Consider the following 23,835-nt stretch of genomic DNA (forward strand, 5'->3'; position numbering starts at 1 on the left):
TAAATAGATCCTGTGCACGATGATTACACCCAACCTAAATGGGGGAAGTAAGACATTTCTAATTTTTTAATCCATCTTTGCTCAATAGCGACCCCGCTAGTACTAAATTCCTCGCAGATAACTCAGCAAGTATTAAGCTATTATTCACCAATGGAGTTGTCCATTTTTGATTGGCGCCGCCAGTACATGCATATCGAATCAGACGTGCTCGATTATTGGTTAAATAACCACCTTCCAAATCGAAGCATTGGTTTGATTGCTTAATCGCTTGAGCAGCAACATCGACGGTCCAAATCTGATTTGCTAAGTTACCGCACGGCAATAAATTAATAACATTTCCAGCACTTGTCGTTAAGCATTGATCTATATATTTCTTATTATGAATTTTCCCATTTGCATCATAGATCCATTTTTCAGAATCATCTCCTAAACAGCCTACAGCACCACTAATATATGCATTTAGCGCTCCGTTTTCCAATCGCTCAGCTTTGAGGCAGTGGGTTCTATTCATCAATGAAGCTGCTGAACCGAGTTCGAAATCATGGGTTAAGCCAAGTTTCTCAACGAATCCATTGAAGGCCTGTACAGCCTCTGGCTCACCCTTATGCAAGTCTGAAGAATAAACATTCATCCAACGATTCAAGCGATACATTTTCGCGTGTTGTTGATTATAACGAAGCATTTCCTTCTGAGCATCAGCAGATAATTGACCGATAAATGGTTGATAGGTTTCAAGCAATAACTTTGACTCAGCCGAAAGCGTCATCACCACTCGACCTTTATTGGCAAGTAAAGCCTGTTCAAGCTGAGGTAGCTCGATTGCTCTAAGCGCCGAATAGCCTGCCTGTTTACCAATTTCCACATGGGATGTTGATGGAGCCCCATACGCTGGTATAGTCATACTCGAGAGTAGTACCGCGTCTTCATCTGCTTTTCTACAGAACAATTTCACATGTTGTGGTGAATCAGCTTGTGCAAGATTAATGTGAAATTTATTTGCATTACTTCCTGCATTCACGCGCTGGGGCGCTAAAGCTATATTTTGAACACTTTTAGAAAACTGAACATTTAACCAACAATTTGCCGATTTAGCAGAAGTATCAACTTGAGGTAAATTAAATACATTTCCCCAATTACCTCTAGCTGCCGGATAAATTAATCCAACTTGGTTAACTGGATCATAACCACCCAAAATCGTATAAACAGGAACACCAAACAACCTTGGTTTCAAATAATTTCCATCCGAACTGTTGTACCAAACATTTTTAGAGGAAGGAATCTTGGGCTGTGATACCTCCATTTGTCGTGTTGTCGCATTCCATTTTTTATAACCTGTTAAAGAAGACTCATCCCAAACATGACGATCAAAGGCAGGTTGAATCTTTGAATAGGTACTATAGCCAGTATAATGCGTATATTTTGAGATACTACTTGCACTGGCTCCGCCTGACATTGCATCCCAACCATAAGCATATTGATTTAAAAAGTTTGGAACACCATTTTTCCCATCAGATAATTTTGTGGACGTCCAATTTAAATTGCCACGCATCTTATTTCTAAAAGCGATATAACCCCACCCACTATCTGCATGATGCGCTGCCCAAAACATATTGTCATCCACTGAACCTGGATAATGCCCCAAGCCATAATGATGCCCGATCTCATGACTGAATTCGTTACCAATCGAATCAATCAAGGTCAGCATGCCATTTCCACCACTCAAACCATGCGTGACCTCACCATTGCTATATTTACCACGGGCATGATGGGCAATTACACTTTGTGTAAGCTGAGGTTGTTCCTGACTTGCCATTGATGCGCTGGTTATCCCCCAGTTAGCGAGATTAATACCGACACCAAAAGTAGATTTAGCTGTGTTTTCACGCATATCGCCACTATACACATCACCTGTGGTGTTACTTGCTGCGTCATAAACAACACCGCTTGCAACCATCACCTTATCCAACTTTAAGTCATCATATTTGGCGATCACCATACGTGCAGCTGGAATCGTTTGAAAATAATCAGTTCCAGCTTTTTCAGGTTCTAATAACATATAGTGACCTGTTGATTTAGGTGGCTCAGTGAGCAATCCCAGTCGAATATTATGAAGCACTAATTCACCGGGAGCAGCCAGATCAATCTTTTCAGCTAGCAAATCCCCTGTACGCTTATTTATCGGATCTATAATTCGAATATGTAAATCTGCACGAATTTCATCCCACTTTAACGCGGCACTCCATGCTCGTTTAGAATAACTCACGCTTGGGCGAGCATCGGCGTTAGATTGATCTGATGCAGGCATTTGTGTCGGTTCAACTAAATCTATTGTTCTTATACGTTTCTCACCCTGATAGATCTCTGCTTGTAAAGCTTGGACTTCTCCCATATCTGCCAAAGGTGTAACCAACAAAAGAGCCTCTTTTTCAGCTGTAAGCCTCGGCATCCAATCTTTTTCATTATTGTTCGGATTCACCACATGACTTTGTGCGAATTGCACCATCGCCATGAAATCTCCGTTTAAATCATTTCTTAATACACGTGTCTGCTCAGATTTATCATAATCATAGAAACCAATAATAGAATCATCGACCACATCTTTTGTTGGTTCAGGATACTTATTTACGACAGGAGGTGTTGTGGTTATATTCTCACTTTTTTTATTGCTATCTTCACTTCCCCCACCTCCACCACAGGCAAATAAAGTAGCAGGCAGCAGACAAACTGCTAAATACTTCAGACGTAATTGCATCACATTTCCCCAAATATAAACACGATAATTTATCGTTAAAAACAAATTATGTGATTTAGTTAATTTATAAAAATCATATATTTATAATAATATAAACCAATATTAATCTTTGGGGAAAGCTAAAGTGGATAAAATCTAATTTTAAAAAGGAAGGCTTTATTTAAGATAAAGGATCTTGAAAATGCTTGATCAACAACTCTTCTCTTTGACCGCGCCAAATCCATTTAAGTTTGCTATTTGCAAAATCTTCTCCTTCAAACCATACAAATAAACCTTCCATCATATCTGGCCAATCTGCTTGTTCAATTTGGTTCTTGCCAGAAATCACAGCAATAATTGCAGCCAGTATAGTGTCATGGCTGACGGCTAAACTTAAACCATTCTGATGGGTAGGATGAGTGTGATACAACAATTCCAATACATCAAAAACACCTGTAATTGGGTGCTTCATTCCAGGTAAGGCATTATTCACAAAACTATTGATAAAGCCTAATGCGCCTTGTTTGCGGAAATAGGGCGCCGCTTGCTGAATATCAAGCACGAAACTACCTGGCTCTACCAATAAACGCTGTTCAACGATCTCAATGGTGTGGGTATTTACCATCTTATGGACCACATCTGCCCCTTCTATCATCAACGCAGCGGTATCCACACATCGCTGAATCGGACTCGAAATACAATGTTGAATCGCTCGATCGGTATTCTTTATTAAATATTGCCCCCAAGCATAAGCCAGTTCACGTCCTTGTTCTGTTAATTGCAAATCATAGCCTGCCAACCCTTTCCCATTCACCAATTCACGCAAGGAATGACGCGTAAATAGCGTTACAGGCGTCGAAGCATCAGGAAGTAAATCAATTGCTTCAAACATGCTTTTGGGTAATAAATGTAAGGCCATATTCAATCGTTAAAATGAAAACTTAACTCACTATACCATGAGCAGCTTAACACTCAATCTAAAATACCAGATAGGCGCAATGCATCATAAGCAATTGTTTTATAGTCTTGATCTTTAAATGCAATGAAACCCTTGTTTAATACCGTTTCCCGCTGATTGTATTGAAATGGTTTTCCTTCTAATGTCATTAAACCGCCACCAATACTTTCCAGAAATGCTTGTCCTGAGCTGGTGTCCCACTCCGAAGTAGGGTGAAAGCGTGGATATATATCAATCTCCCCTTCAAGCATCATACAAAATTTATAAGCACTACCAGCTTCACGTCGTATTACTTCCCGGTTCTGCAAGATGGGTTCGATAAAGTTTTTGTATTTAGGATTTTTACTATTGTGACTTAGCCCAATCTGGACCGGTGTGGTCAAAGAATGTAATTCAATCTGGTATTGAGACCATTCTTGTCTGCTAAAACTATATTTATAAGGTAATTGTGAACGATAGCCAATATACATCACTTGTTCACACGGCACGGCAATAATAGCAAAAGTGGTTTCGTGATTTTCAATCAAACTTAAATTGATCGTAAACTCATCACGCTCATGGATAAACTCTTTTGTCCCGTCCAATGGATCAAGCATCCAGCAACGTTGCCATTCTTTACGGGCTGAATAATCACTTTCTTCAGACAACACTGGTAAATCAGGCGTAAGTTCGGTGAGTTGCTTGATTATAAAACGATTTACTTTTAAATCAGCTTGCGTCACTGGCGAATCATCAATTTTTTCCTGAATATTAAACTCACCGCCCGCACAATAATTTTGATATTCTTCCAGTAATATTTGACTAGCCTGCGCCATAACTGGAACAAGTTGCAAAATAAAGTGATCTTGTGGGGCAAGCGTTTTAACAAACATAGATTAACCTTATGTCATATTCAGATTTACAGCAGCCAATCATCATGTTTGACATGGATGGCACATTACTTGATTTAGCTTTTGATGATTTTATCTGGAACGATTGTCTGCCAGAACAACATGCGCGAGTTCATCAATGCAGTTTGGCACAAAGTCAACAAACTCTATTTCAATTTTACCAACAACATAAGCATACACTATCTTGGTATTCTTCGACGTATTGGACGACCAAAGTTGGTGTTGATACCCTGCAATTACAATATAAACATCAAGAAAAAATTAAAGCACGTTCTGGTTGCCATGAATTGTTAAAACAATTGAATGTGCTGGGATATCGTTGTTGGTTATTGACCAATGCGGATCGTGCAGGTTTACAACTGAAACTTGAAAATATAGCACTCAGCCCATATTTTGAAATTATGATCAGTAGTGAAGAATTGGGTTTTGCAAAAGAAGATGTTAATTTCTGGAAGGCATTGCAACAGCGACATCCATTCGATCCAGAACATGCCATTTTTGTCGATGATACGGTTGCCGTATTAAAAGGTGCTGAAAAATTTGGAATCACACAGTTATACAGCATTTTACAACCTTCGAGTAGCAAGCCTGCTCGTCTAGCAACAGAACTTCATTATCCTGCTCTTGATCATCTCACAGAACTCCTTGATTATCTTGAACCCAACACACAGGTAACAGATGCCAAAACAGCATGAAGCAGAAAGCATGGACGCCATGCGCATTGATAAATGGCTATGGGCAGCACGTTTTTTTAAAACACGCTCTATTGCCAAAGCAGCTATCGAAGGTGGAAAAGTCCATCACGATAATGAACGTGTAAAAGTTTCCCGAGATGTACGTGTGGGTATGCAACTTACTATCCAACAGGGTTTTGAGAAAAAAACCGTCATTGTCAAAGCACTCTCATCTGTTCGTGGTGGTGCGCCAATTGCACAACAACTTTATGAAGAAACAGCAGAAAGTATTGAACGCAGAGAGTTGCATGCATCACAGCGAAAGTTGCATAATCTAGCGCGACCAGATCACCGACCAAGTAAAAAAGATCGTCGTGATATCAATCGTTTTAAACATGAAAATGCTCAGTCATGGTCTTATCATGATGAATAAGATGGGATTGATATTTTCTCAATTTGGATGCGTCATTTTGTGTCGTACAGACATAGATCAGATGTGGAATTAATAACGAGAATCTGCCACTATACCCAAGTCCCAACAAGTTGAGATCCAGTACATCCACTTGGGTTAGTCGTTAAGAATATAAAGTTTTGAGGTTTTGAGATGGATGATAATAAAAGTAAAGCGTTACAAGCCGCTTTAAGCCAAATTGAAAAACAATTTGGTAAAAATACAGTCATGCGCTTGGGTGATAACACCGTACAAGCAGTTGAAGCAGTATCAACAGGTTCTCTAACACTCGATATTGCGCTTGGTATTGGTGGTTTACCTAAAGGACGTATCATCGAGATCTATGGACCAGAATCTTCTGGTAAAACCACGATGACTTTGCAAGCCATAGCTCAATGCCAGAAAACTGGCGGTACGTGTGCATTTATCGATGCAGAACATGCCTTAGACCCTGAATATGCACGTAAATTAGGCGTAGATATTGACAACTTGTTGGTTTCACAACCTGATAATGGCGAACAAGCATTAGAGATTGCAGATATGCTGGTTCGTTCTGGTGCAATTGACCTTATCGTTGTCGACTCTGTTGCAGCCCTCACGCCTAAAGCTGAAATTGAAGGTGAAATGGGTGATTCACACATGGGTCTACAGGCGCGGTTAATGAGTCAGGCACTCCGTAAAATTACAGGTAATGCTAAACGCTCGAACTGTATGGTGATCTTCATCAACCAAATCCGTATGAAGATTGGCGTGATGTTTGGTAGCCCTGAAACGACAACAGGTGGTAATGCGCTTAAATTCTACGCATCTGTACGTTTAGACATCCGTCGTATTGGTGCCGTGAAAGAAGGTGATGAAATCACTGGTAATGAAACGCGTGTTAAAGTTGTTAAAAATAAAATGGCGCCGCCTTTCAAGGAAGCCGTGTTCCAAATCATGTATGGTAAAGGTACAAATCAACTAGGTGAACTGGTTGACCTCGCGGTTCAACAAGATATTGTTCAAAAAGCGGGTGCTTGGTACTCTTATCAAGGCAATAAAATTGGACAAGGTAAAAACAATGTTATTCGTCATTTTGAAGAAAACCCACAAATGGCGCAAGAAATTGAAAAACTCATTCGTGAACAACTTCTAACGAAGAACACCAATGAAACCGCGGCTGTGGAAGAAGAAGAACTCGACTTTCTAGAAAGCTAAACTAGACGCCCTTCGGGGCGTTTTCTTTTTATCTACTTGAATCACAAGTATCAGTTTAATCTTCATCCCAATAAATCACGAATAGCCTTAGATAAACGATCACTGAATAAATATCATGTTTAGCACCACAAAAAGCGATAAACCCAAAACACTCACGGGACAAAGACTACGATCGTATGCATTCGCATTGCTGACGCGTCGGGACTATTCTCAAGCAGAGTTGATCAAAAAGCTAAATCAATATGCAATTGATCCAAATGAAGTTGCAACTTTAGTAACAGAGTTAGCAGAAAAAAATTATCAGAGTGACCAACGTGTCGCAGCCCTCACCCTTTCAAGCCAAATTCGCAAAGGGAAAGGCATACAACGCATTAAACAAGCGCTTAAAGCAAAACAATTAGATGCAGAATTGATTGCAGAAGAACTAGAAGAAGTGGACTGGCTTGATCAAGCCTATCAACTTAAAGTGAAAAGATTTGGTGCAGAAGTTACTCGTGATCCAAAAATCAAAGCAAAACAAGTTCGGTTTTTACAATATCGTGGTTTTGATATGGATGTGATTTTAAAAGCGATTGCTCGAACGAGCGAAGAAGAATGATTGGTGGCAACCCTACCAGCAAGATTTCGGCACATCATAGTTCTACTACCGTTGCTACCTTCCGGTCCTGGCGGGGTTCATAGAGTACAATTGCGAAGCTACCAGCAGGGCTACCATTGCCTGACAAAGTATAGAGATTTTTGCTTGAGTTGCAAGACTTGACGCTGTTTTTCAGCGAGATTTTTGCTCAACTGCCTAATTACTCAGCAATAAGCTAAGGTCTTCTTTCTTTAAGATTTAATAATGTACAAAGATTCAACAACAACCCAGCAATTTCCCTCAAAAGTGCTTGAAGATTGTAAATGCTTATTGCATTTAAATGAGTTGCTGTTTTAATGACTAAATCAAAATGCATATTTGCTGTGCGTAAAGTCTGTAAAAAGTGGAGACTCATTCGCTCACAGCTTTAATTTTCAACTTAATGGATAGATTTTCATGCTAAAAAAGCATTCTGTACTCTTTGTTGCGTTACTCAGCAGTGCATATGTATATGCCAATATTCCAATTGAATCTCGTGCACTTAGCCAACAGACTGCAAGTAGCAGTAATACCACAAATGTCGGCTCTAATTTAAATTGGGAACTCCTCCAAAAAAATCAACGCCTCGAAGAAGAGGTTCGTAAATTACGGGGTCAGCTTGAAGAACATGACAATGCGATTGAGCAATTAAAAAAAGAACTTACCAACCGTTATACGGATTTAGATCAACGCTTGGAATTATTGTCTCAGAAAATTGACCCGCCTGAAGAAAATACTGAAGAGCCTATAGATGCTTCTCAACCACTTTCGAATAACACAGCAACACAAAGCGCCTCTACGCCCTCTCAGTCGCAGCCTAGCCCAGCTGCTTCAAATATGAATGTAAATAATCAAATCGAGTTAGAGAAGGCTGCTTATACTGTCGCGCTAGATGCTTATAAACAAGGCGGAGCAAAACAAGCTATCCAACCGATGCAGAACTTTATCAAGAGCCACCCAAATGGTATTTACATCGGTAATGCATACTTCTGGCTTGCAGAATTTTACCTTGCGGTAGAGCCAGTAAATTATACAGCCGCTAAGCAAAATTACACGACCGTGGTAAATCAGTATCCAAACTCAGCTCGCGCATCTCGTGCTTTATATCAACTTTATAGCATTGCAAAAGAAGTTGATAAAAATACAGCTCAAGCCAACCAATACAAAACCAAACTGCTAGCTCAATACCCTCAATCTGAAGAAGCAAAGTTTATTCAGAAAAAATAAACTCTGCGATTGCAACATTCACAAAAAAGCCAGTTCATTGAACTGGCTTTTTTTGCAGAAATCAATCCTAGCTTACTTAATGTCCGCTTGAGATTTTAGATATGCGGTATAGTCTTCCAGAACTTGTTGACCACGGAACTGTTGATACAATTGTTTCAATTCCAACAACTCTTTTTCTGGCAAACTACTCGCTACACTGCTATCCACATTTGAAACAGCAACGATAACAAGTTCATTTGGCAATTTCGCCGTAGTTGCAGACCACATCCCTTCCTTGCTCGGTGCAGGAATACTAAATGCAGCACGTTCAATTGCACGCTTCAAACCATGTGAGCGAGCGAAAGTACCTGCATTTTCAAAAGGAACTTGTGATTTTGCGACAACTTGTGCTGCTGGCTGAGTTTTAAAATCAGCAAGGATTGTTGCCATTTTCGCCTGAGCTGCTTTATAAGCCTTCTGCTCAATCACTTTTGCTTTAACTTCAGCCGTTACTTCAGTTAATGGCTTGATTCCTGCTGGATGATAATCACGAACCTTAATCCAGATTGAATCACCATTGGTTAATTGGATGTTAGAAGATGCGTTACGGTCACCATTCTTCACATCATCACTGAATAGTTTTACTTTAACGTTCAAATCACTCAAAACAGGATGCCGGGTTGCTAAAGTAATTGTTTTTGCAGATTCAACACGTGCAGCTTTCACTTCTTGTGCAACAACCTCTAATGAATCACTTCCCACAACCATCTCGTTTAAGTTGTTGACAGTATCACTAAACAGATTCGCAGCTTTAGTTTTTTCAACTTCAGCTGTTAGGCGGGCTTTTTCAGATTCAAATGATGGAATATTGACTGTAGGCACCTGCACTTCAATAATGTGATAACCATATTGAGTTTTTACAGGCTTAGAAACTTGACCGCTTTTCAAGGTGTTCACAGCATTATCAAAATCAGTAGAAAAAGCGCCTGGAGCATAAGCACTTACCAAACCACCTTGATTTTTAGAACTCGGATCTTCCGAATATTGGCTGGCAGCTTGAGCAAATGTCATGCCTGATTGGATTTTCGCGTAAACCTCATTGATTAATTTCTGAGCCGCAGCATCATCACGCTCATCCGTCGTCACCAAGATATGTTTAACTTCACGTTTCACACTTTGCTGCTGCTTTTCTACAAATGCCGCATAGGCTTGTTGCAGATCCGCATCAGTAACAGCTAAATTAGCTTGTTCCAACAAAGCAGGACTTAAAACCACATAATCTACATCGACACTCGCAACTTGCTTAAATTCATTTTTATGCTTGTTGTAGTAATCAGTAATTTCTTGATTTGAAGCTGTTACGCCCTTCTTATACTCATCTAACTTAATACTAGCTAAATGTAATGTGCGCTGCTCTGTTTGCAAATTTGCAAGTTGCTGTAAATCAGACTTACTTACCAATGCATTTTCCATCAGACTCGATGAAATCATTTTCAAGGCATGATCTTGACGCAAACTTGAAATAAGCGCCTGATTCGTTAAACCTACTGAGCGTAGATAGTTCTCATAAAGCTGTTGTGAGAACTGTCCGTTTTGCTGAAAGCTCGGTTGCTGTGCCAACATTTGTTCAAGCTGTGCATCACTCAAAGAGATACCCAGTTTTTCAGCCTGCTGCGACAATAAGCTACGCGCTACAAGCGCATCCATCGCTCTTTCTTGAATTGCAGATAGATTCAATAATGATTCATCACCCTGAACCAAGCCTAAATATTGATCTTTATAATTTTTGATTGCACTTTCTAATTCTTTATTAGAAATATCTTGACCATTTACCGATTTGGCAACGTCTGCTCTATTGCTACCACTAAAATATCCTTCAATACCGACAAGAGCTAAAGGGGTCAAAAACAAAACTAACAGGACTTTGCCAAGCCAACCTTTAATGACCGTACGAAATGATTCCATAAATATTCCAATATTTAATTTCGGGGCAATTTTAACTTAAAAAACAAAGTGAATGAATGCCGAATGAAGATCAAATTAACTTTTTCATTGGATAAATAAAAAACGCACCCAAAATGGTGCGTTTATTGATTTAGAAAGATTACGCAACCGAATCTTTTAAACCCTTACCAGCTTTGAAGCTAGGTACTTTGCTTGCTTTGATTTGAAGCTCTTCACCAGTTTTAGGATTGCGACCAGTACGTGCAGCACGTTCCTTTACGCTAAAAGTACCAAAACCAACTAAAGTAACCGTATCACCCTTTTTAAGTGCTTCAGTGATTGATGCAATTGTCGCATCGAGTGCTTTACCAGCATCCGACTTAGACACTCCCCCTTTTTCAGCAATCGCATCAATTAATTCTGATTTATTCATGATAAAAAATATCCTCTTAATATCGTTTGTTAAGATCCAAGGCTATAGTTTAAAAGGCCATGCAGCCTTTATAGCAATGCTTTAGGGGAGAACGCAATACTAGAAAGGCCTTTTTAATTAAAATAAATACCGAAATACGACATAAACGGACGAGTTACTTGCATTTTTTTTACTTTTTATTCAATTTAGCCTTCAATTGATCATTTTCTTCTATCAAAGCATCCACCTTAATATGAAGCTGTACCAGCAGTTGCTCAATATGCTGAAGATCTTTCGGCGTTACCAAACCAATTCGATTGAGTGAGTGATTTACTCCACTATCTAAAATTTTTTCAACTTTGTCTTTGGTATCTGTCACCGACTCTTTTGCTTTTTCTGTAACTTTCCCAACAGTATTATCGGCAAAATCGACAGTTTTAGACTCAAGTTCTTCACCCACCTTGACTAAAGAGTCGAATAATTTATTACCTTCTTCTTCGGCACGCGAAAAAGCCCCTAAACCTGCAAGCCAAATTTGTTGTGTATACTTTTTAAAATCAAGTGCTGATTTCTTAGAACTCTTTGATTTTGACTTATTTTTTGTTTCAGTATCTTCACTTGCATTGTCTATATTTGTATTATCCATGAACCATCACTCCTAAGCTCGTTACAAACAACATGTCGTATTTAACCATAAAAATGTTTTTATAATATCAAAGTTAGGACTTGATCGTTTTAAAAAACTGTTCTACAAAGCAATATAGTCATGTAAATTATTTTTAACAATTGGGTAAGGATACTCAAAATTTACTGAACTGGTGTTTTGTTATTAATTTTATTGGCAAGGAAAAAGAGATTTATGATTGATATGCAACAAAGACATAAACATCCGCATTTGTTGCTAAACATTGTCATCATTGTTTTAGAAACTTTTTTTTCCTTCATCTTGACGAATGATGCTGGACTGCGTTTGCATGCAAAAAAGCTGATTGATGAAAAAATTACGATCCGCATTAACAGCTATATTCCTTTCTTTGACTTTTATATTCAGTTCACAGATAAAGGTTTATTGTTTGACATGCAGGCTTTAGATCGAAAAATCGATCTTGAAGTCAATTGTACCTTGATCGATTTGATTAAAATTTTTGTCTTAAATAATCAAACTAGTATTTCTAATCTCCGTATTTTAGGAGATGCTGCTTTAATTGAGCAATTTACTGATCTTATTCCCCACTTAAGCCTATCTAGTATTCTAGTCAATTGGAGACAATGGTTTAATGCATTTGATAATGATGCTGATACGATCGCATCTCAACATCGAATTGCCCCTCTTTTGGAAAAAATCGATGAACAACGCTCTGAAATCAACACTTTATTGGTTGAAGTAAAGCAATACCAGAATCGCATTCATCGCCTGCAAAAACGTCAGCGTTTGATCAATATCGCTTTTGGGGCGTTTAGCTTTATTTTGATTGCGTTTTTTGTATATAATGTATGGATACAATAATTCCAAAATATTTCACTTTTCACACGCATAATGGCAATTAAAAAACTTGACTATTTTAGTCGGAATTCATAAAATTTATACATCTAGTCTATTCATGTGTATCGAATCATGCGCCTAACAACTCGCGGTCGTTACGCAGTGACTGCTCTACTTGATTTAGCTTTGCAGCCAACTGAACAAACGATCACGCTTGCGGAAATAGCAGCACGCCAATCCATCTCAGTCGCTTATTTAGAACAGTTATTCGCAAAACTTAAGCGTCACGGGTTAGTTTCAAGTGTTCGTGGTGCAAATGGTGGATATCACCTTGCACGCAATGCAAGTGAAATTACTGTGCTAGAAATTATTGAAGCCGTAAATGAAACTGTCGATGCAACGCGTTGTGACCATAAAGGCAACTGCCAAAATGGTGCAATGTGTTTAACGCATGACTTATGGCAAGACCTCTCCCACCATATTGCCGATTATCTTGCGAAGATCAATCTTGCTGACTTGATTGCACGTGACAACGTACAAACTGTTGCGCTACGCCAAAATTCACCAAGTTTAGATTCAGCCCTTCTATCGGTTACAGGTATTTGACATGAAACGTCCAATTTATCTAGATTACGCAGCAACCACTCCTGTACTGCCTGAAGTGGCAGAACGTATGATGGAATGTTTAACGTTCGAAGGGACTTTTGGTAACCCTGCATCACGCTCACATGCATATGGCTGGCAAGCTGAAGAAAAAGCCGAATATGCGCGTGAACAAGTAGCAAATCTTATCAAAGCTGATCCTCGTGAGATCGTTTGGACTTCAGGTGCGACTGAGTCTGATAACCTAGCATTAAAAGGCATTGCTCAATTCTACGGTTCTAAAGGCAAACACATCATTACAAGTAAAATTGAACACAAAGCTGTGTTAGATACTTGCCGTGAACTTGAAGAACAAGGCTTTGAGATTACTTATTTAGAGCCAGAACCACGCACTGGTTTAATTACACCAGAAATGGTTCAAGCTGCTTTACGTCCAGATACCATCCTTGTATCACTGATGATGGTGAATAACGAAATCGGTACAGTAACCGACGTTGCTGCAATCGGTGAACTCACCCGCGCAAACAAAACTTTCTTCCATGTAGATGCGGCTCAAGCTGCAGGTAAGGTTGAAATCGATCTTTCTACGATGAAAGTTGATTTAATGAGTTTCTCTGGTCATAAGATTTATGGTCCAAAAGGGATTGGTGCATTATTTGTTCGTCGCAGCCCACGTGTTCGCTTAAAAGCGCAAATGCATGGTGGTGGTCATGAGCGTGGAATGCGTTCTGGTACTTTAGCGACTCATCAAATTGTTGGTATGGGTGAAGCGTTTGAGCTTGCTGGTAAAATGATGCAAGCAGAGCAAGAACGTATTCGTCAATTACGTGACAAACTTTGGAATGGTTTACAAGATCTTGAGCAAGTGTTCCTGAATGGTCACCCGACTCAAAACGTTGCAAACTACCTCAATGTTAGCTTCAACTTTGTTGAGGGTGAATCGTTGATGATGGCACTTAAAGATGTTGCCGTTTCTAGTGGTTCAGCATGTACATCTGCGACTTTAGAGCCATCATATGTTTTACGTGCTTTAGGTTTGTCTGATGAGTTAGCGCATAGCTCTATTCGTTTTAGTTTTGGTAAATACACGACTGAAGCAGATATTGACCACGTGTTAACAATCACCAAAGCTGCTGTAGAGAAACTACGCGAACTTTCTCCGCTTTGGGATATGTATAAAGAAGGTATTGATCTTTCTACAGTTGAATGGGCTGAACACTAATTCGTTGAAATTTCGATTGAACTCTTCATTGAAAACAGTGTTTTAACCCTCATATTAATATTAGGCTGACCCCGAGGTTTGGAGAAGCGACATGGCTTATAGTGAAAAAGTAATTGATCATTACGAAAACCCTCGTAATGTAGGCGTTTTAGATAAAAATGCAGAAAATGTAGGTACAGGTATGGTTGGTGCACCAGCTTGTGGCGACGTTATGCGTTTACAAATTCAAGTTGATGATAATGGCGTAATTGAAGAAGCTCGCTTCAAAACTTACGGCTGTGGTTCTGCAATCGCATCAAGCTCTCTTGTAACCGAATGGTTAAAAGGTAAGACTCTTGATGAAGCACAAGCAATTAAGAATATTGATATTGCGACTGAGCTTGCACTTCCACCAGTGAAAGTTCACTGTTCAGTATTGGCTGAAGATGCAATTAAAGCTGCGATTGAAGACTATCGTGGCAAAAAAGCGAAAGCTTAATTGATTACCGAAAAGACATTGGAGTTTTCATGATCCATTTAACTGAAAATGCTGCGACTCACATCAGCAATTACCTGCAAAATCGTGGTAAGGGTGAAGGCATTCGTGTTGGTGTGAAAACTTCGGGTTGTTCTGGATTGGCTTACGTTCTTGAGTTTGTCGATGATGTTGACACACATGATCAAGTATTTGAACAGTTTGGTGTCAAAGTTTTCGTTGATCCTAAAAGCTTAGTTTATCTCGAAGGTTTAGAGATGGATTATGTAAAAAATGGTCTAAACGAAGGTTTTGAGTTTAACAACCCAAACCAAAAAGGTGAATGTGGTTGCGGTGAGTCATTTACCGTTTAATCATTCAATTTTTATCTAAAGTCAAAAATCTCTCTGAATCCCCCTTTTCATAGGGGGACTTCCATAAATGATATAGCATCATTTAATTTGTGAAGCCCTTCCTTTTGCAGAAGGTTGAGAGTGATTTAAAACGGAATTCATCTCCCATGAATCATTTTGAGTTGTTCCAATTACCAGAAGCACTCGATATCGATTTAGCAGCTTTAAAAAAGCGATTTTTAAGTTTGCAACAGCAATATCATCCAGACAAAGCGACTGATAAAGATCAGGCATTGATCATGTCTAGTGACATCAATCAGGCATATAAAGTGCTCTCGCAAGTTGATAGCCGTGCTGCATATTTGCTGAGTCTGAAAAAGCAGGATCATCATCTCGATCAATCAATTAGTGATTTTGAGTTCTTGCAATCGGCACTTGAAATGCGCGAACAACTCGATGAAGCCGCATCACCCGATCAACTTCGAACGTTAAAAATCGAAGTACAGCAATGGATTGATGGCTTAATTCGAGAGTTTAAACTAGATTATGCCGACGAAGATTGGGCTGAAGCGCGCGATACCGTTCGTAAACTACGTTTTTTCCAACGTGTAATGAATGATATTGATAAAGCTGAAGATCGCATGCTAGATGAAGAAGAAAGCTTTGATCTAGATGATGATTTTTAATCCGCTGTAACTGATTATTTTCAAGGGATATCTCACGCATGGCACTTTTGCAAATTGCTGAACCTGGTCAATCAACCGCACCGCATCAACATCGTATTGCGATCGGTATCGACTTAGGGACAACCCACTCTTTAGTGGCGACAGTGCTATCGGGAAAACCGAAAGTTCTACAAGATGACAAAGACAGAGTATTATTACCATCTATTGTTCATTATGCGAAAAATTCAACCACGTTTGGTTATGAAGCCAAACCATTTATGTTGACTGACCCAAAAAATACGGTTGTCTCTGTAAAACGCTTTATGGGTCGTTCGCAAGCTGATATTAAGTTTCAACATCCGTACACACTTGTCGGTGCGGAAAATGAAATGCCTGCTTTTGAAACTGCTGCTGGCCGAAAAACACCAGTTGAAATTTCAGCTGAAATTTTAAAACAACTGAAAGACCGTGCAGAAGCGAGTCTAAATAATCCCGTTAATGGTGCGGTGATTACTGTTCCAGCTTATTTTGATGAGGCTCAACGTCAAGCAACACGTGACGCTGCACAACTTGCAGGCTTAAATGTTTTACGCTTGCTCAATGAGCCAACTGCTGCTGCAGTCGCTTATGGTCTTGACCAAGAAAGCAATCTTAGTACTGATCGAAACTATGTGATTTATGATTTAGGGGGTGGTACATTTGACGTATCAATCCTACGTTTTTCACAAGGTGTTTTTGAAGTTTTAGCAACAGGTGGACATACTGCGTTAGGTGGTGATGACCTTGACCGCTTAATTGTAAAATGGGCAAAAAAACAGCTTGATATCACCACATTAAGCGATGAAGAGTATGCTGTTTTTGTTGTTGCTGCTCGTCAAGCCAAAGAATATTTAACCGACCACGAATCTGCTGAATTAAAGTTATTAGATGATCGTTTAACTTTAGACCGTTCAACTTTTGAATCAATTATTCAAGTTGCGCTCGATAAAACTACAAGTGTTTGTAAACGCGTATTACGTGATGCAAAACTTGAATTAGACGATATCGAACATGTTGTGTTGGTGGGTGGTTCTACTCGCTCTTACGCTGTTCAAAATTCAGTGCGTGAACTGTTCAAGCGTGAACCTCTATGTACAATCAATCCAGATGAAGTCGTTGCGATTGGTGCATCTATTACAGCTAATCAATTGATTGGTAATAGTCAAGATGGTTCATTATTACTAGACGTGACCCCTCTCTCTCTTGGATTAGAGACAATGGGTGGTTTAGTTGAGCGTTTAATTTCTCGTAATACAGCTATTCCTGTTGCCCGTCGACAAGAATTTACCACCTATCAAGATGGTCAAACTGCCATGTTGATTCATGTGGTACAAGGCGAGCGCGATTTGGTGGAGCATTGTCGCTCTTTAGGGCGTTTTGTATTACATGGCATTCCTCCAATGACTGCTGGTCAAGCTCGTATCGAAGTAACCTTCCAAGTGGATGCAGATGGTTTACTCACGGTATCTGCGAAAGAAACAACCTCAGGTGTGCAAGCGCAGATTGATATCAAACCTTCGTACGGTTTATCAACCGCGGATACTGAACGTTTGTTAGTAGAAGGCTTCCAGCATGCAGAAGAAGACAAAAATCTTCGTCATTTGCAAGAAACCAAAGTTGAAGCGCAACGTGAACTTGAAGCCTTAGAACAAGCATTAAAAGTAGATAAAGATTTACTTTCTCAGCAGCAAGCACGTGATTTAATTCTTGCCGCCGAAGCGCTAAAAGCTCGTCTGAAAACAGATGAACTTGAAGCGATTGAACATGCTGTTCAGCAACTTAAAACTCACAGCGATGCATTTGCTGCACTTCGCATGAACCGACATATTGACCATGCCTTAAAAGGTACAAAACTTGAAGATTGGTCAAACTCAAACTAAAGGTATAGGTGATCAATATGCCACGTATTAAAGTTCTTCCTCATGCTCAATTTTGCCCTGAAGGTGCAGAATTTGAAGTAGAACAAGATGCCAATTTGTGCCAAAGCTTACTTAAGCAAGGCATTAAAATTGAACATGCATGCGATATGTCATGTGCTTGCACGACATGCCATGTAGTCGTTCGTAAAGGCTTTGATAGTCTCGAAGAAATGAATGACGTTGAGGCTGACTTACTTGATCGCGCGTGGGGCTTAGAGCCAGACTCTCGCCTATCATGTCAAGTTGTGGTGGTTGACGAAGATCTAGAAATTGAAATTCCTAAATACACCATCAACCATGCTTCTGAAAATCACTAAATGATTTTTTGAAATAAAAAACCTCATTTATACAATGAGGTTTTTTATTATCACCCATAGTTAAGGTTTTATTTCATCATCCAAACTTAACCTTGGAACACCCTGTGCATTGGTGATTTTTTGTTGAGTCTTGATTCGATCAATCATGGTTTCCAAGATTTCAACGAGCTCGGGATATTCATAATTTTGTACTTCTTCCAAATTCAATACGAGATGGAAGCCTTTATAATCGTAATCAAACCATTTTTGTGTGTCAGATTTCTTACCCGTGAATTTTTCCATCACTTGCCACGTTTTAACTGGCCCTTGAATCCCTTTTAGATAAATCGGTACTTTCGGTACACACAAAAATTCATTTTTGATCAGTTGATGTGTGTCATCTGCAATTAAAATTTCATCAACTTCAGCAGCTGACTGCAAACGAGCCGCCAAGTTTACATCACGACCTACAATGGTATAAGCCATACGATGTGAAGCACCATAGTTACCCACGTGACAGTAACCTGTACTAATCCCCATCCGGATGTGCAATGCTGGATAACCCATTTTCTTCCATCGCTCACGTAGCAATTTCATTTGCTGACGCATCGCAATCGCCATTTCTACACAGGATTTTGCATCTTGCTCTGTTCCTTGTGAGTTCGGGTCACCAAAGAAGATTAAAATTGCATCTCCCATGAATTTATCAACAGTGGCCTCATATTGCTTCGCAATCTCAGTCATATGACTTAAATAGTCATTGAGCAAGAATGCTAAATCATCAGGAATCAGTGTTTCTGAAAGCTCGGTAAAGCCCTGGATATCAGAAAAGAAGATCGTTAGTTTTTTACGTTTATACTCAATTTTTGCTTCAGCCTCACCACGCATAATGGATTGCCATAACTGAAGTGGTGCATAACGACTCAGTTGGTTTGCAAAAGCAATATAGCGTGTCATTTGATTATGATAATGCTGACGCTGTTGACCAAGAATATTAAGACGACGATGCTGGTAATAATTACCAATCACAATAAAAACCATTAACCCAAGCAAACTAACTACAGTCAGCTCTGGATTAGTAGGTTCAAAATATTGCTCGGCACCAAAGATAAAAAAAGTACTAAAGTAAAATGCAACTACGCCAATCAGTCCAATTAAACAAGCAACCATTAAAGGGATTTTATTGTTTAATCCAACATACAGTAAGGCGAATAAAATAACAAAAGTAGGTACTAAACTCAGATGCAAAGCAGCTAAAACAATCGCAACAATAATTGCCTCATTGGCAAAAAAGACATTTTTCTCAATTTGCTTATCGTATTTGTATTGCAGCCATTTTTCTAAGCGAGGACATAATAAAAAATAAACTAATAATAAAGGGAGGATGTAAAGTTGATAGTTAGCAGTTGATGAGGTAAATGTATAAATTACCAGAATAAGTGACAAAATCGAATATCCCATCAAACGATGGAAATATGCGAACTGTCTAGGTTCTTTATCAATCAACCTATCTAGCGGCACTCTATCCTCCTTTCTTATTATAGAATACTGTTATTCTTCTATTTTTTGGATCAGTCCATGCGCCAATCAAACGGCATATCGCCTTGTCCACGTAATGCTAACATCAAAGTCTGGCGCATATGTGCTAATACATCGCTGTTGTACGGTACAGCTGCTGTTCCCCAAACTGGTTTAGGCCATGCCACGTCATTTTGATAACGCACAACATGATGAAAATGCAATTGAGGTACAACATTTCCTAAAGCGGCAACATTCATTTTATCCGCACGGAATACGCGAGAGAGCTGGCTCGATAACCAACTAGATTCACGTAAGAATTGTTCTTGATCTGCTTGGCTTAGCTCATAAAGTTCTGTAACACCCGGTACACGTGGTACAAGGATCAACCAAGGAAATTGCATATCATTCATTAAACGACATGTTGAAAGCGGGAAGTCGCCTACAAAAAATGTATCTTGAGCAAGTTGTGGATGCAAACTAAACATATCTTTATAAATGATGCAGAATAATGATGATCAATACTATCACATCAGTTCTGATGTGAGTATTCTTCATCAGTCGTTTGATTACAAATAACAATGATTTTCCTCACTTATTATGGGAGGAATCATTGATATTTGACCTTTACTTAAAATAAAGCGTGTTTTTTAAACTAAATATTCAATTCATTGAGTAACTTATTCAACAAATCAACGATAAACTGGATGCGTTTATCATATTCTGCGAGTTGTACCGTTACTTTCAAACGCTGTCCACCTTCCATCCGATAATGAGTCGGATTTTTCTGCATAAGCTGAATGATGCTGATGGCTTGTACAGGCGTTTCTGGTGAAAATTCGATATACCCACCATTACTATTGATATCAATTTTAGTGATTCCTAACTGCTCTGCTCTTAATCGAATCTGATGCACACTGAATAACTGTTTTACAGGTTGCGGTGGAATACCAAAACGATCGATCAACTCCATGCGAATATTATCAAGTTTTTCTTGGCTATCAGTGTTACTAATACGCTTGTAGAATAATAATCGCTGATGCACATCACCCAAATATTCATCAGGTATCAATGCCGGCATATGTAAATTAATTTCAGCGGTTAATGACAATGGCGCATCAAAGTTTGGTGTTTTACCTTTTTGAATGGCTTTGGTCGCTTTCTCAAGCATTTCCATATATAAGCTATAACCAATTGCCTGCATCGAGCCACTTTGTTGCTCACCCAGTAACTCACCAGCCCCGCGAATTTCTAAATCCTCTGTTGCTAGCATAAAGCCCGCACCTAAGGTTGAAGCCCTCTGAATTGCATCTAGGCGTTTTTCCGCGTCACCTTTAAGGTGTTTGATTGATGGAACAAGTAAGTAAGCATAAGCTTGGTGATGTGAACGCCCTACACGACCACGTAGTTGGTGTAATTGTGCAAGTCCTAACTTGTCTGCACGTTCGATAATAATAGTATTGGCATTGGGTACGTCGATTCCTGTTTCAATGATCGTTGAGCAAACCAAAACATTATAGTCTTTGTGATAGAACTGCTGCATCACCTGCTCAAGTTCACGTTCTCGCATTTGTCCATGCGCAACTGCCACCCGTGCTTCTGGAACTAAATGACGAATATTTTCCGCGGCACGTTCAATCGTCTCGACTTCATTATGCAAGAAATAAACTTGCCCGCCACGTAAAAGCTCCCGCAGTATGGCCTCTTTGATTGAATCATCGGTATGTTCTTGCACAAAAGTTTTGACTGCTAAACGGCGTGCAGGTGGCGTTGCTATAATCGATAAATCACGCATACCAGAGAATGCCATGTTCAAGGTACGTGGAATAGGTGTCGCTGTTAAGGTCAGCATATCTACATCTGCACGCAAAGCCTTAATTCTTTCTTTGTCACGGACACCAAAGCGATGTTCCTCATCGACAATCATAAGGCCGAGATTATTAAATTGAATATTCTCTTGTAGAATTTTGTGGGTACCTACCACAATATCTACTTTGCCATCAGCCAAATCTTCTATAATTTTTAAATGCGTTTTATTGCTACCAAATCGTGAAAGAACCTCAATTCGTACTGCAGTATCCGCAAAGCGATCTTTAAATGACTCATAATGTTGCTGTGCAAGTAATGTGGTCGGCACTAATACCGCAACTTGCTTACCATTTTGTACCGCCACAAATGCTGCTCGCATCGCAACTTCTGTTTTACCAAAGCCCACATCACCACAAACTAAACGATCCATCGGTTTGGCAAGTTGCATATCATGCAATGTTGCTTCAATCGCATTTGCCTGATCCAAAGTTTCCTCATAAGCAAAACCACTGGCAAATTGCATATATGCGATATGATCAAGTTCAAAAGCAAATCCTGGTTTGGACTGACGACGCGCTTGGATATGTAATAATTCAGCAGCCACATCGTGGATCTGTTCGAGGGCTTTACGTTTTGCTTTACTCCACGCATCCGTTCCTAATTTATGTAATGGCGCAAGATCAGGATCACCTCCACTATAGCGACTGATTAAATGCAAATTGGTGACAGGTACATACACCTTAGCCGCATCAGCATAATCAAGTTGTAAAAACTCATGGTCTTGATTATCAATTTCTAAAGTGATTAATCCTGCATATCGTCCTACGCCATGATCAATATGAACCACCGGCGCGCCAATGCTCAGCTCAGTTAAACTTCGAATTAAAAACTCTTCAGAAACTTCTTGCTGACGTTTACGGCGACGCTGTACCACTCGATGTTCATACAACTGATTTTCTGAAATGACAGATAACTGATCCATTAGCAGCAAACCACGATCTAAGGGTGCACTTGTAATCGCAACTTTGAGTTTATCTTTTTGGAATTGAGCAAAACTTTCGACAGTCTGGATTTCACCTAGAACAGATCGCAAAGCATCTTTTAAAGTTTCTCGTCGACCTGCACTTTCGGCAACCAATAAAACAGGGAAATTGATTTGATCAATATAATCTTTGACCGCCTGAAACGGTTGCTCTTTTTTGGGATCAACTGCAAGTTTTGGCGGTTGCTCAGAGGCAAGATTTAAAACACCAGATTTTGAATCTAAAGCATCAGGTGAAGCGATAATACGAGGTAATTGATTTAGTGCCTGCAGTACATGATTAGGCATTAAAAATAAATCTTCAGGCGGGAGAATTGGCTGATCAATGTTATGCCGACGATCTTCATAACGACGTACAACTTCTTTCCAAAAGTTGATTAACTCATCTTCAATCTCATTATTTGTAATGACAATGCAATTCTTTGGTAAGTATGTTGTGAACATACTTTGTGCTTCCATCACCTTTTTATCAAAGAACAAAGGCAAATAGAATTCTAATCCTGGGGTTGCAATTCCTTCGAGAACATCTTGATAAATGGGATTTTTCTTTGGGTTTGCGGTTGGAAAACTCTCTGCGTAACGATCTCTAAAAGTTGAGCGGCCTTCTTTGAGTGGAAACTCTTTGGCAGGTAAAACAGTAAAGTTTTTTAAAGACTCCGTCGTACGTTGGGTTTCTGGATCAAAGAATTTTAAGCTTTCAATTTCATCATCAAATAAATCTATGCGAATCGGTTGTTCCTGTCCCGAAGCAAAAATATCCATGATGCTACCGCGAACAGCAAACTCACCATGATCGTAAACGGTATCAACCAAACGATACCCTGCCTGCACGAGCTGTTTTTTCTGTGTTTCTAAATCAAGCTTTTGTCCAACTTTAATATCAAAGTGTTCGCCAACCACCCATGAATACGGTGCAACACGTTGAGCTAAGGTGCTCGCTGAAATCAACAAAATACCCTTTTGTGGCATATTGGATAAAATAGCCAAACGCTCTGAAACAATATCTTGATGAGGAGATAAACGGTCATAGGGCAAGATTTCCCAATCAGGGAAAATTGTTGGTTTGATGCCGTAAAATTCAAGCTCACTTTCCAGTTGAGCCAAATGCTGGTTATTCCTTGCCACAATGACATATAGATTTGAGCTTTGGGTCGCAATTTCTTTAAATAATAGTGCTGCCGACGATCCCAGTAATGAACCAATCCAACGCTTTTCGCCTGCTTTAAGTTGTTGTAGATTTAATTGAGAAATTTCTTGCTGAAACATAGAGAAAATCGTGCAATTTATAATGACAAGTGACTTATTTTAGCATGATGTTTTTCGTAATGGAGTTAATCTAAAATATAAAACTTT

Annotated in this window: 22 protein-coding genes and 1 other RNA gene; 13 read left to right on the plus strand and 10 right to left on the minus strand. The window is 39.4% G+C overall.

Annotation, left to right across the window (positions count from 1 at the left end):
* Positions 1-58 precede the first annotated feature (58 nt).
* The 3 genes from DK207_RS02755 to DK207_RS02765 form a co-directional block, all read right to left on the minus strand.
* Positions 59-2,752: a M66 family metalloprotease gene (locus tag DK207_RS02755; protein ID WP_109439879.1), complete on the minus strand. Its 2,694-nt coding sequence runs from the start codon at positions 2,750-2,752 to the stop codon at positions 59-61.
* 160 nt (positions 2,753-2,912) lie between these two features.
* On the minus strand, positions 2,913-3,650 hold the full coding sequence (locus DK207_RS02760; RefSeq protein WP_109439880.1) for a histidine phosphatase family protein: 738 nt from the start codon (positions 3,648-3,650) through the stop codon (positions 2,913-2,915).
* Between the two features lie 53 nt (positions 3,651-3,703).
* Complete coding sequence (locus tag DK207_RS02765; protein WP_109439881.1) at positions 3,704-4,561, minus strand: 3'(2'),5'-bisphosphate nucleotidase CysQ family protein; 858 nt, start codon at positions 4,559-4,561, stop codon at positions 3,704-3,706.
* Positions 4,562-4,572: 11 nt separating this feature from the next.
* On the opposite strand from DK207_RS02765, the gene DK207_RS02770 reads away from it, so the two are divergent.
* From DK207_RS02770 to DK207_RS02785, 4 genes are all read left to right on the plus strand, one after another.
* Entirely contained in the window at positions 4,573-5,274 is a 702-nt protein-coding gene (locus tag DK207_RS02770) for an HAD-IA family hydrolase (protein WP_109439882.1), read from the plus strand.
* Positions 5,258-5,686, plus strand: coding sequence for an RNA-binding S4 domain-containing protein (locus DK207_RS02775; RefSeq protein WP_109439883.1), 429 nt, complete (start codon positions 5,258-5,260; stop codon positions 5,684-5,686). The genes DK207_RS02770 and DK207_RS02775 overlap by 17 nt, the downstream gene beginning before the upstream one ends.
* A gap of 171 nt (positions 5,687-5,857) precedes the next feature.
* On the plus strand, positions 5,858-6,901 hold the full coding sequence (gene recA / locus DK207_RS02780) for a recombinase RecA (RefSeq protein WP_109439884.1): 1,044 nt from the start codon (positions 5,858-5,860) through the stop codon (positions 6,899-6,901).
* A 115-nt stretch (positions 6,902-7,016) separates the two neighbouring features.
* The gene (locus DK207_RS02785; protein WP_109439885.1) at positions 7,017-7,499 is read left to right on the plus strand and encodes a regulatory protein RecX; all 483 of its coding nucleotides are present in this window, start codon (positions 7,017-7,019) and stop codon (positions 7,497-7,499) included.
* Between the two features lie 10 nt (positions 7,500-7,509).
* Here the strand turns inward: DK207_RS02785 and ffs are convergent.
* Positions 7,510-7,606: signal recognition particle sRNA small type (ffs, locus tag DK207_RS02790), an RNA gene on the minus strand.
* 328 nt (positions 7,607-7,934) lie between these two features.
* Here ffs and DK207_RS02795 point away from each other — a divergent pair.
* Positions 7,935-8,744: a YbgF trimerization domain-containing protein gene (locus DK207_RS02795; RefSeq protein ID WP_109439886.1), complete on the plus strand. Its 810-nt coding sequence runs from the start codon at positions 7,935-7,937 to the stop codon at positions 8,742-8,744.
* 72 nt (positions 8,745-8,816) lie between these two features.
* On the opposite strand, the gene DK207_RS02800 is transcribed toward DK207_RS02795, so the two are convergent.
* The 3 genes from DK207_RS02800 to DK207_RS02810 form a co-directional block, all read right to left on the minus strand.
* On the minus strand, positions 8,817-10,688 hold the full coding sequence (locus DK207_RS02800) for a SurA N-terminal domain-containing protein (RefSeq protein WP_109439887.1): 1,872 nt from the start codon (positions 10,686-10,688) through the stop codon (positions 8,817-8,819).
* A 139-nt stretch (positions 10,689-10,827) separates the two neighbouring features.
* Positions 10,828-11,100, minus strand: a complete 273-nt coding sequence (locus DK207_RS02805) for an HU family DNA-binding protein (protein WP_004639426.1) — start codon at positions 11,098-11,100, stop codon at positions 10,828-10,830.
* Between the two features lie 169 nt (positions 11,101-11,269).
* Positions 11,270-11,725 (minus strand): phasin family protein, encoded by a 456-nt coding sequence (locus tag DK207_RS02810; RefSeq protein WP_109439888.1) that lies wholly within the window; start codon positions 11,723-11,725, stop codon positions 11,270-11,272.
* Positions 11,726-11,938: 213 nt separating this feature from the next.
* On the opposite strand from DK207_RS02810, the gene DK207_RS02815 reads away from it, so the two are divergent.
* The 8 genes from DK207_RS02815 to fdx all read left to right on the plus strand — a co-directional run bounded on the left by DK207_RS02815 (position 11,939) and on the right by fdx (position 18,134).
* Positions 11,939-12,586 carry a hypothetical protein gene (locus tag DK207_RS02815; RefSeq protein ID WP_109439889.1) on the plus strand — a complete coding sequence of 216 codons (648 nt, stop codon included), beginning with the start codon at positions 11,939-11,941 and terminating at the stop codon, positions 12,584-12,586.
* Between the two features lie 108 nt (positions 12,587-12,694).
* Positions 12,695-13,168, plus strand: a complete 474-nt coding sequence (locus DK207_RS02820) for an Rrf2 family transcriptional regulator (RefSeq protein WP_109439890.1) — start codon at positions 12,695-12,697, stop codon at positions 13,166-13,168.
* 1 nt (position 13,169) lies between these two features.
* The gene (locus DK207_RS02825; protein WP_109439891.1) at positions 13,170-14,387 is read left to right on the plus strand and encodes an IscS subfamily cysteine desulfurase; all 1,218 of its coding nucleotides are present in this window, start codon (positions 13,170-13,172) and stop codon (positions 14,385-14,387) included.
* Positions 14,388-14,478: 91 nt separating this feature from the next.
* Complete coding sequence (gene iscU, locus DK207_RS02830) at positions 14,479-14,865, plus strand: Fe-S cluster assembly scaffold IscU (protein WP_004639432.1); 387 nt, start codon at positions 14,479-14,481, stop codon at positions 14,863-14,865.
* Positions 14,866-14,894: 29 nt separating this feature from the next.
* Complete coding sequence (iscA, locus tag DK207_RS02835; protein WP_004912036.1) at positions 14,895-15,215, plus strand: iron-sulfur cluster assembly protein IscA; 321 nt, start codon at positions 14,895-14,897, stop codon at positions 15,213-15,215.
* Positions 15,216-15,361: 146 nt separating this feature from the next.
* Entirely contained in the window at positions 15,362-15,880 is a 519-nt protein-coding gene (gene hscB, locus DK207_RS02840; protein ID WP_109439892.1) for a Fe-S protein assembly co-chaperone HscB, read from the plus strand.
* Positions 15,881-15,918: 38 nt separating this feature from the next.
* Positions 15,919-17,778 (plus strand): Fe-S protein assembly chaperone HscA, encoded by a 1,860-nt coding sequence (gene hscA, locus DK207_RS02845; RefSeq protein WP_109439893.1) that lies wholly within the window; start codon positions 15,919-15,921, stop codon positions 17,776-17,778.
* A 17-nt stretch (positions 17,779-17,795) separates the two neighbouring features.
* Positions 17,796-18,134 carry an ISC system 2Fe-2S type ferredoxin gene (gene fdx, locus DK207_RS02850; RefSeq protein WP_109439894.1) on the plus strand — a complete coding sequence of 113 codons (339 nt, stop codon included), beginning with the start codon at positions 17,796-17,798 and terminating at the stop codon, positions 18,132-18,134.
* Positions 18,135-18,194: 60 nt separating this feature from the next.
* Here the strand turns inward: fdx and DK207_RS02855 are convergent, their stop codons facing one another.
* From DK207_RS02855 to mfd, 3 genes are all read right to left on the minus strand, one after another.
* Positions 18,195-19,634 carry an adenylate/guanylate cyclase domain-containing protein gene (locus DK207_RS02855; RefSeq protein ID WP_109439895.1) on the minus strand — a complete coding sequence of 480 codons (1,440 nt, stop codon included), beginning with the start codon at positions 19,632-19,634 and terminating at the stop codon, positions 18,195-18,197.
* A 50-nt stretch (positions 19,635-19,684) separates the two neighbouring features.
* Positions 19,685-20,119, minus strand: coding sequence for an HIT domain-containing protein (locus DK207_RS02860; protein ID WP_004639438.1), 435 nt, complete (start codon positions 20,117-20,119; stop codon positions 19,685-19,687).
* 167 nt (positions 20,120-20,286) lie between these two features.
* Positions 20,287-23,748: a transcription-repair coupling factor gene (gene mfd, locus DK207_RS02865; protein ID WP_109439896.1), complete on the minus strand. Its 3,462-nt coding sequence runs from the start codon at positions 23,746-23,748 to the stop codon at positions 20,287-20,289.
* Positions 23,749-23,835 lie beyond the last annotated feature (87 nt).

Origin of the sequence: Acinetobacter haemolyticus (assembly GCF_900406815.1) — a bacterium.
Classification (GTDB): Bacteria; Pseudomonadota; Gammaproteobacteria; order Pseudomonadales; family Moraxellaceae; genus Acinetobacter; species Acinetobacter haemolyticus_A.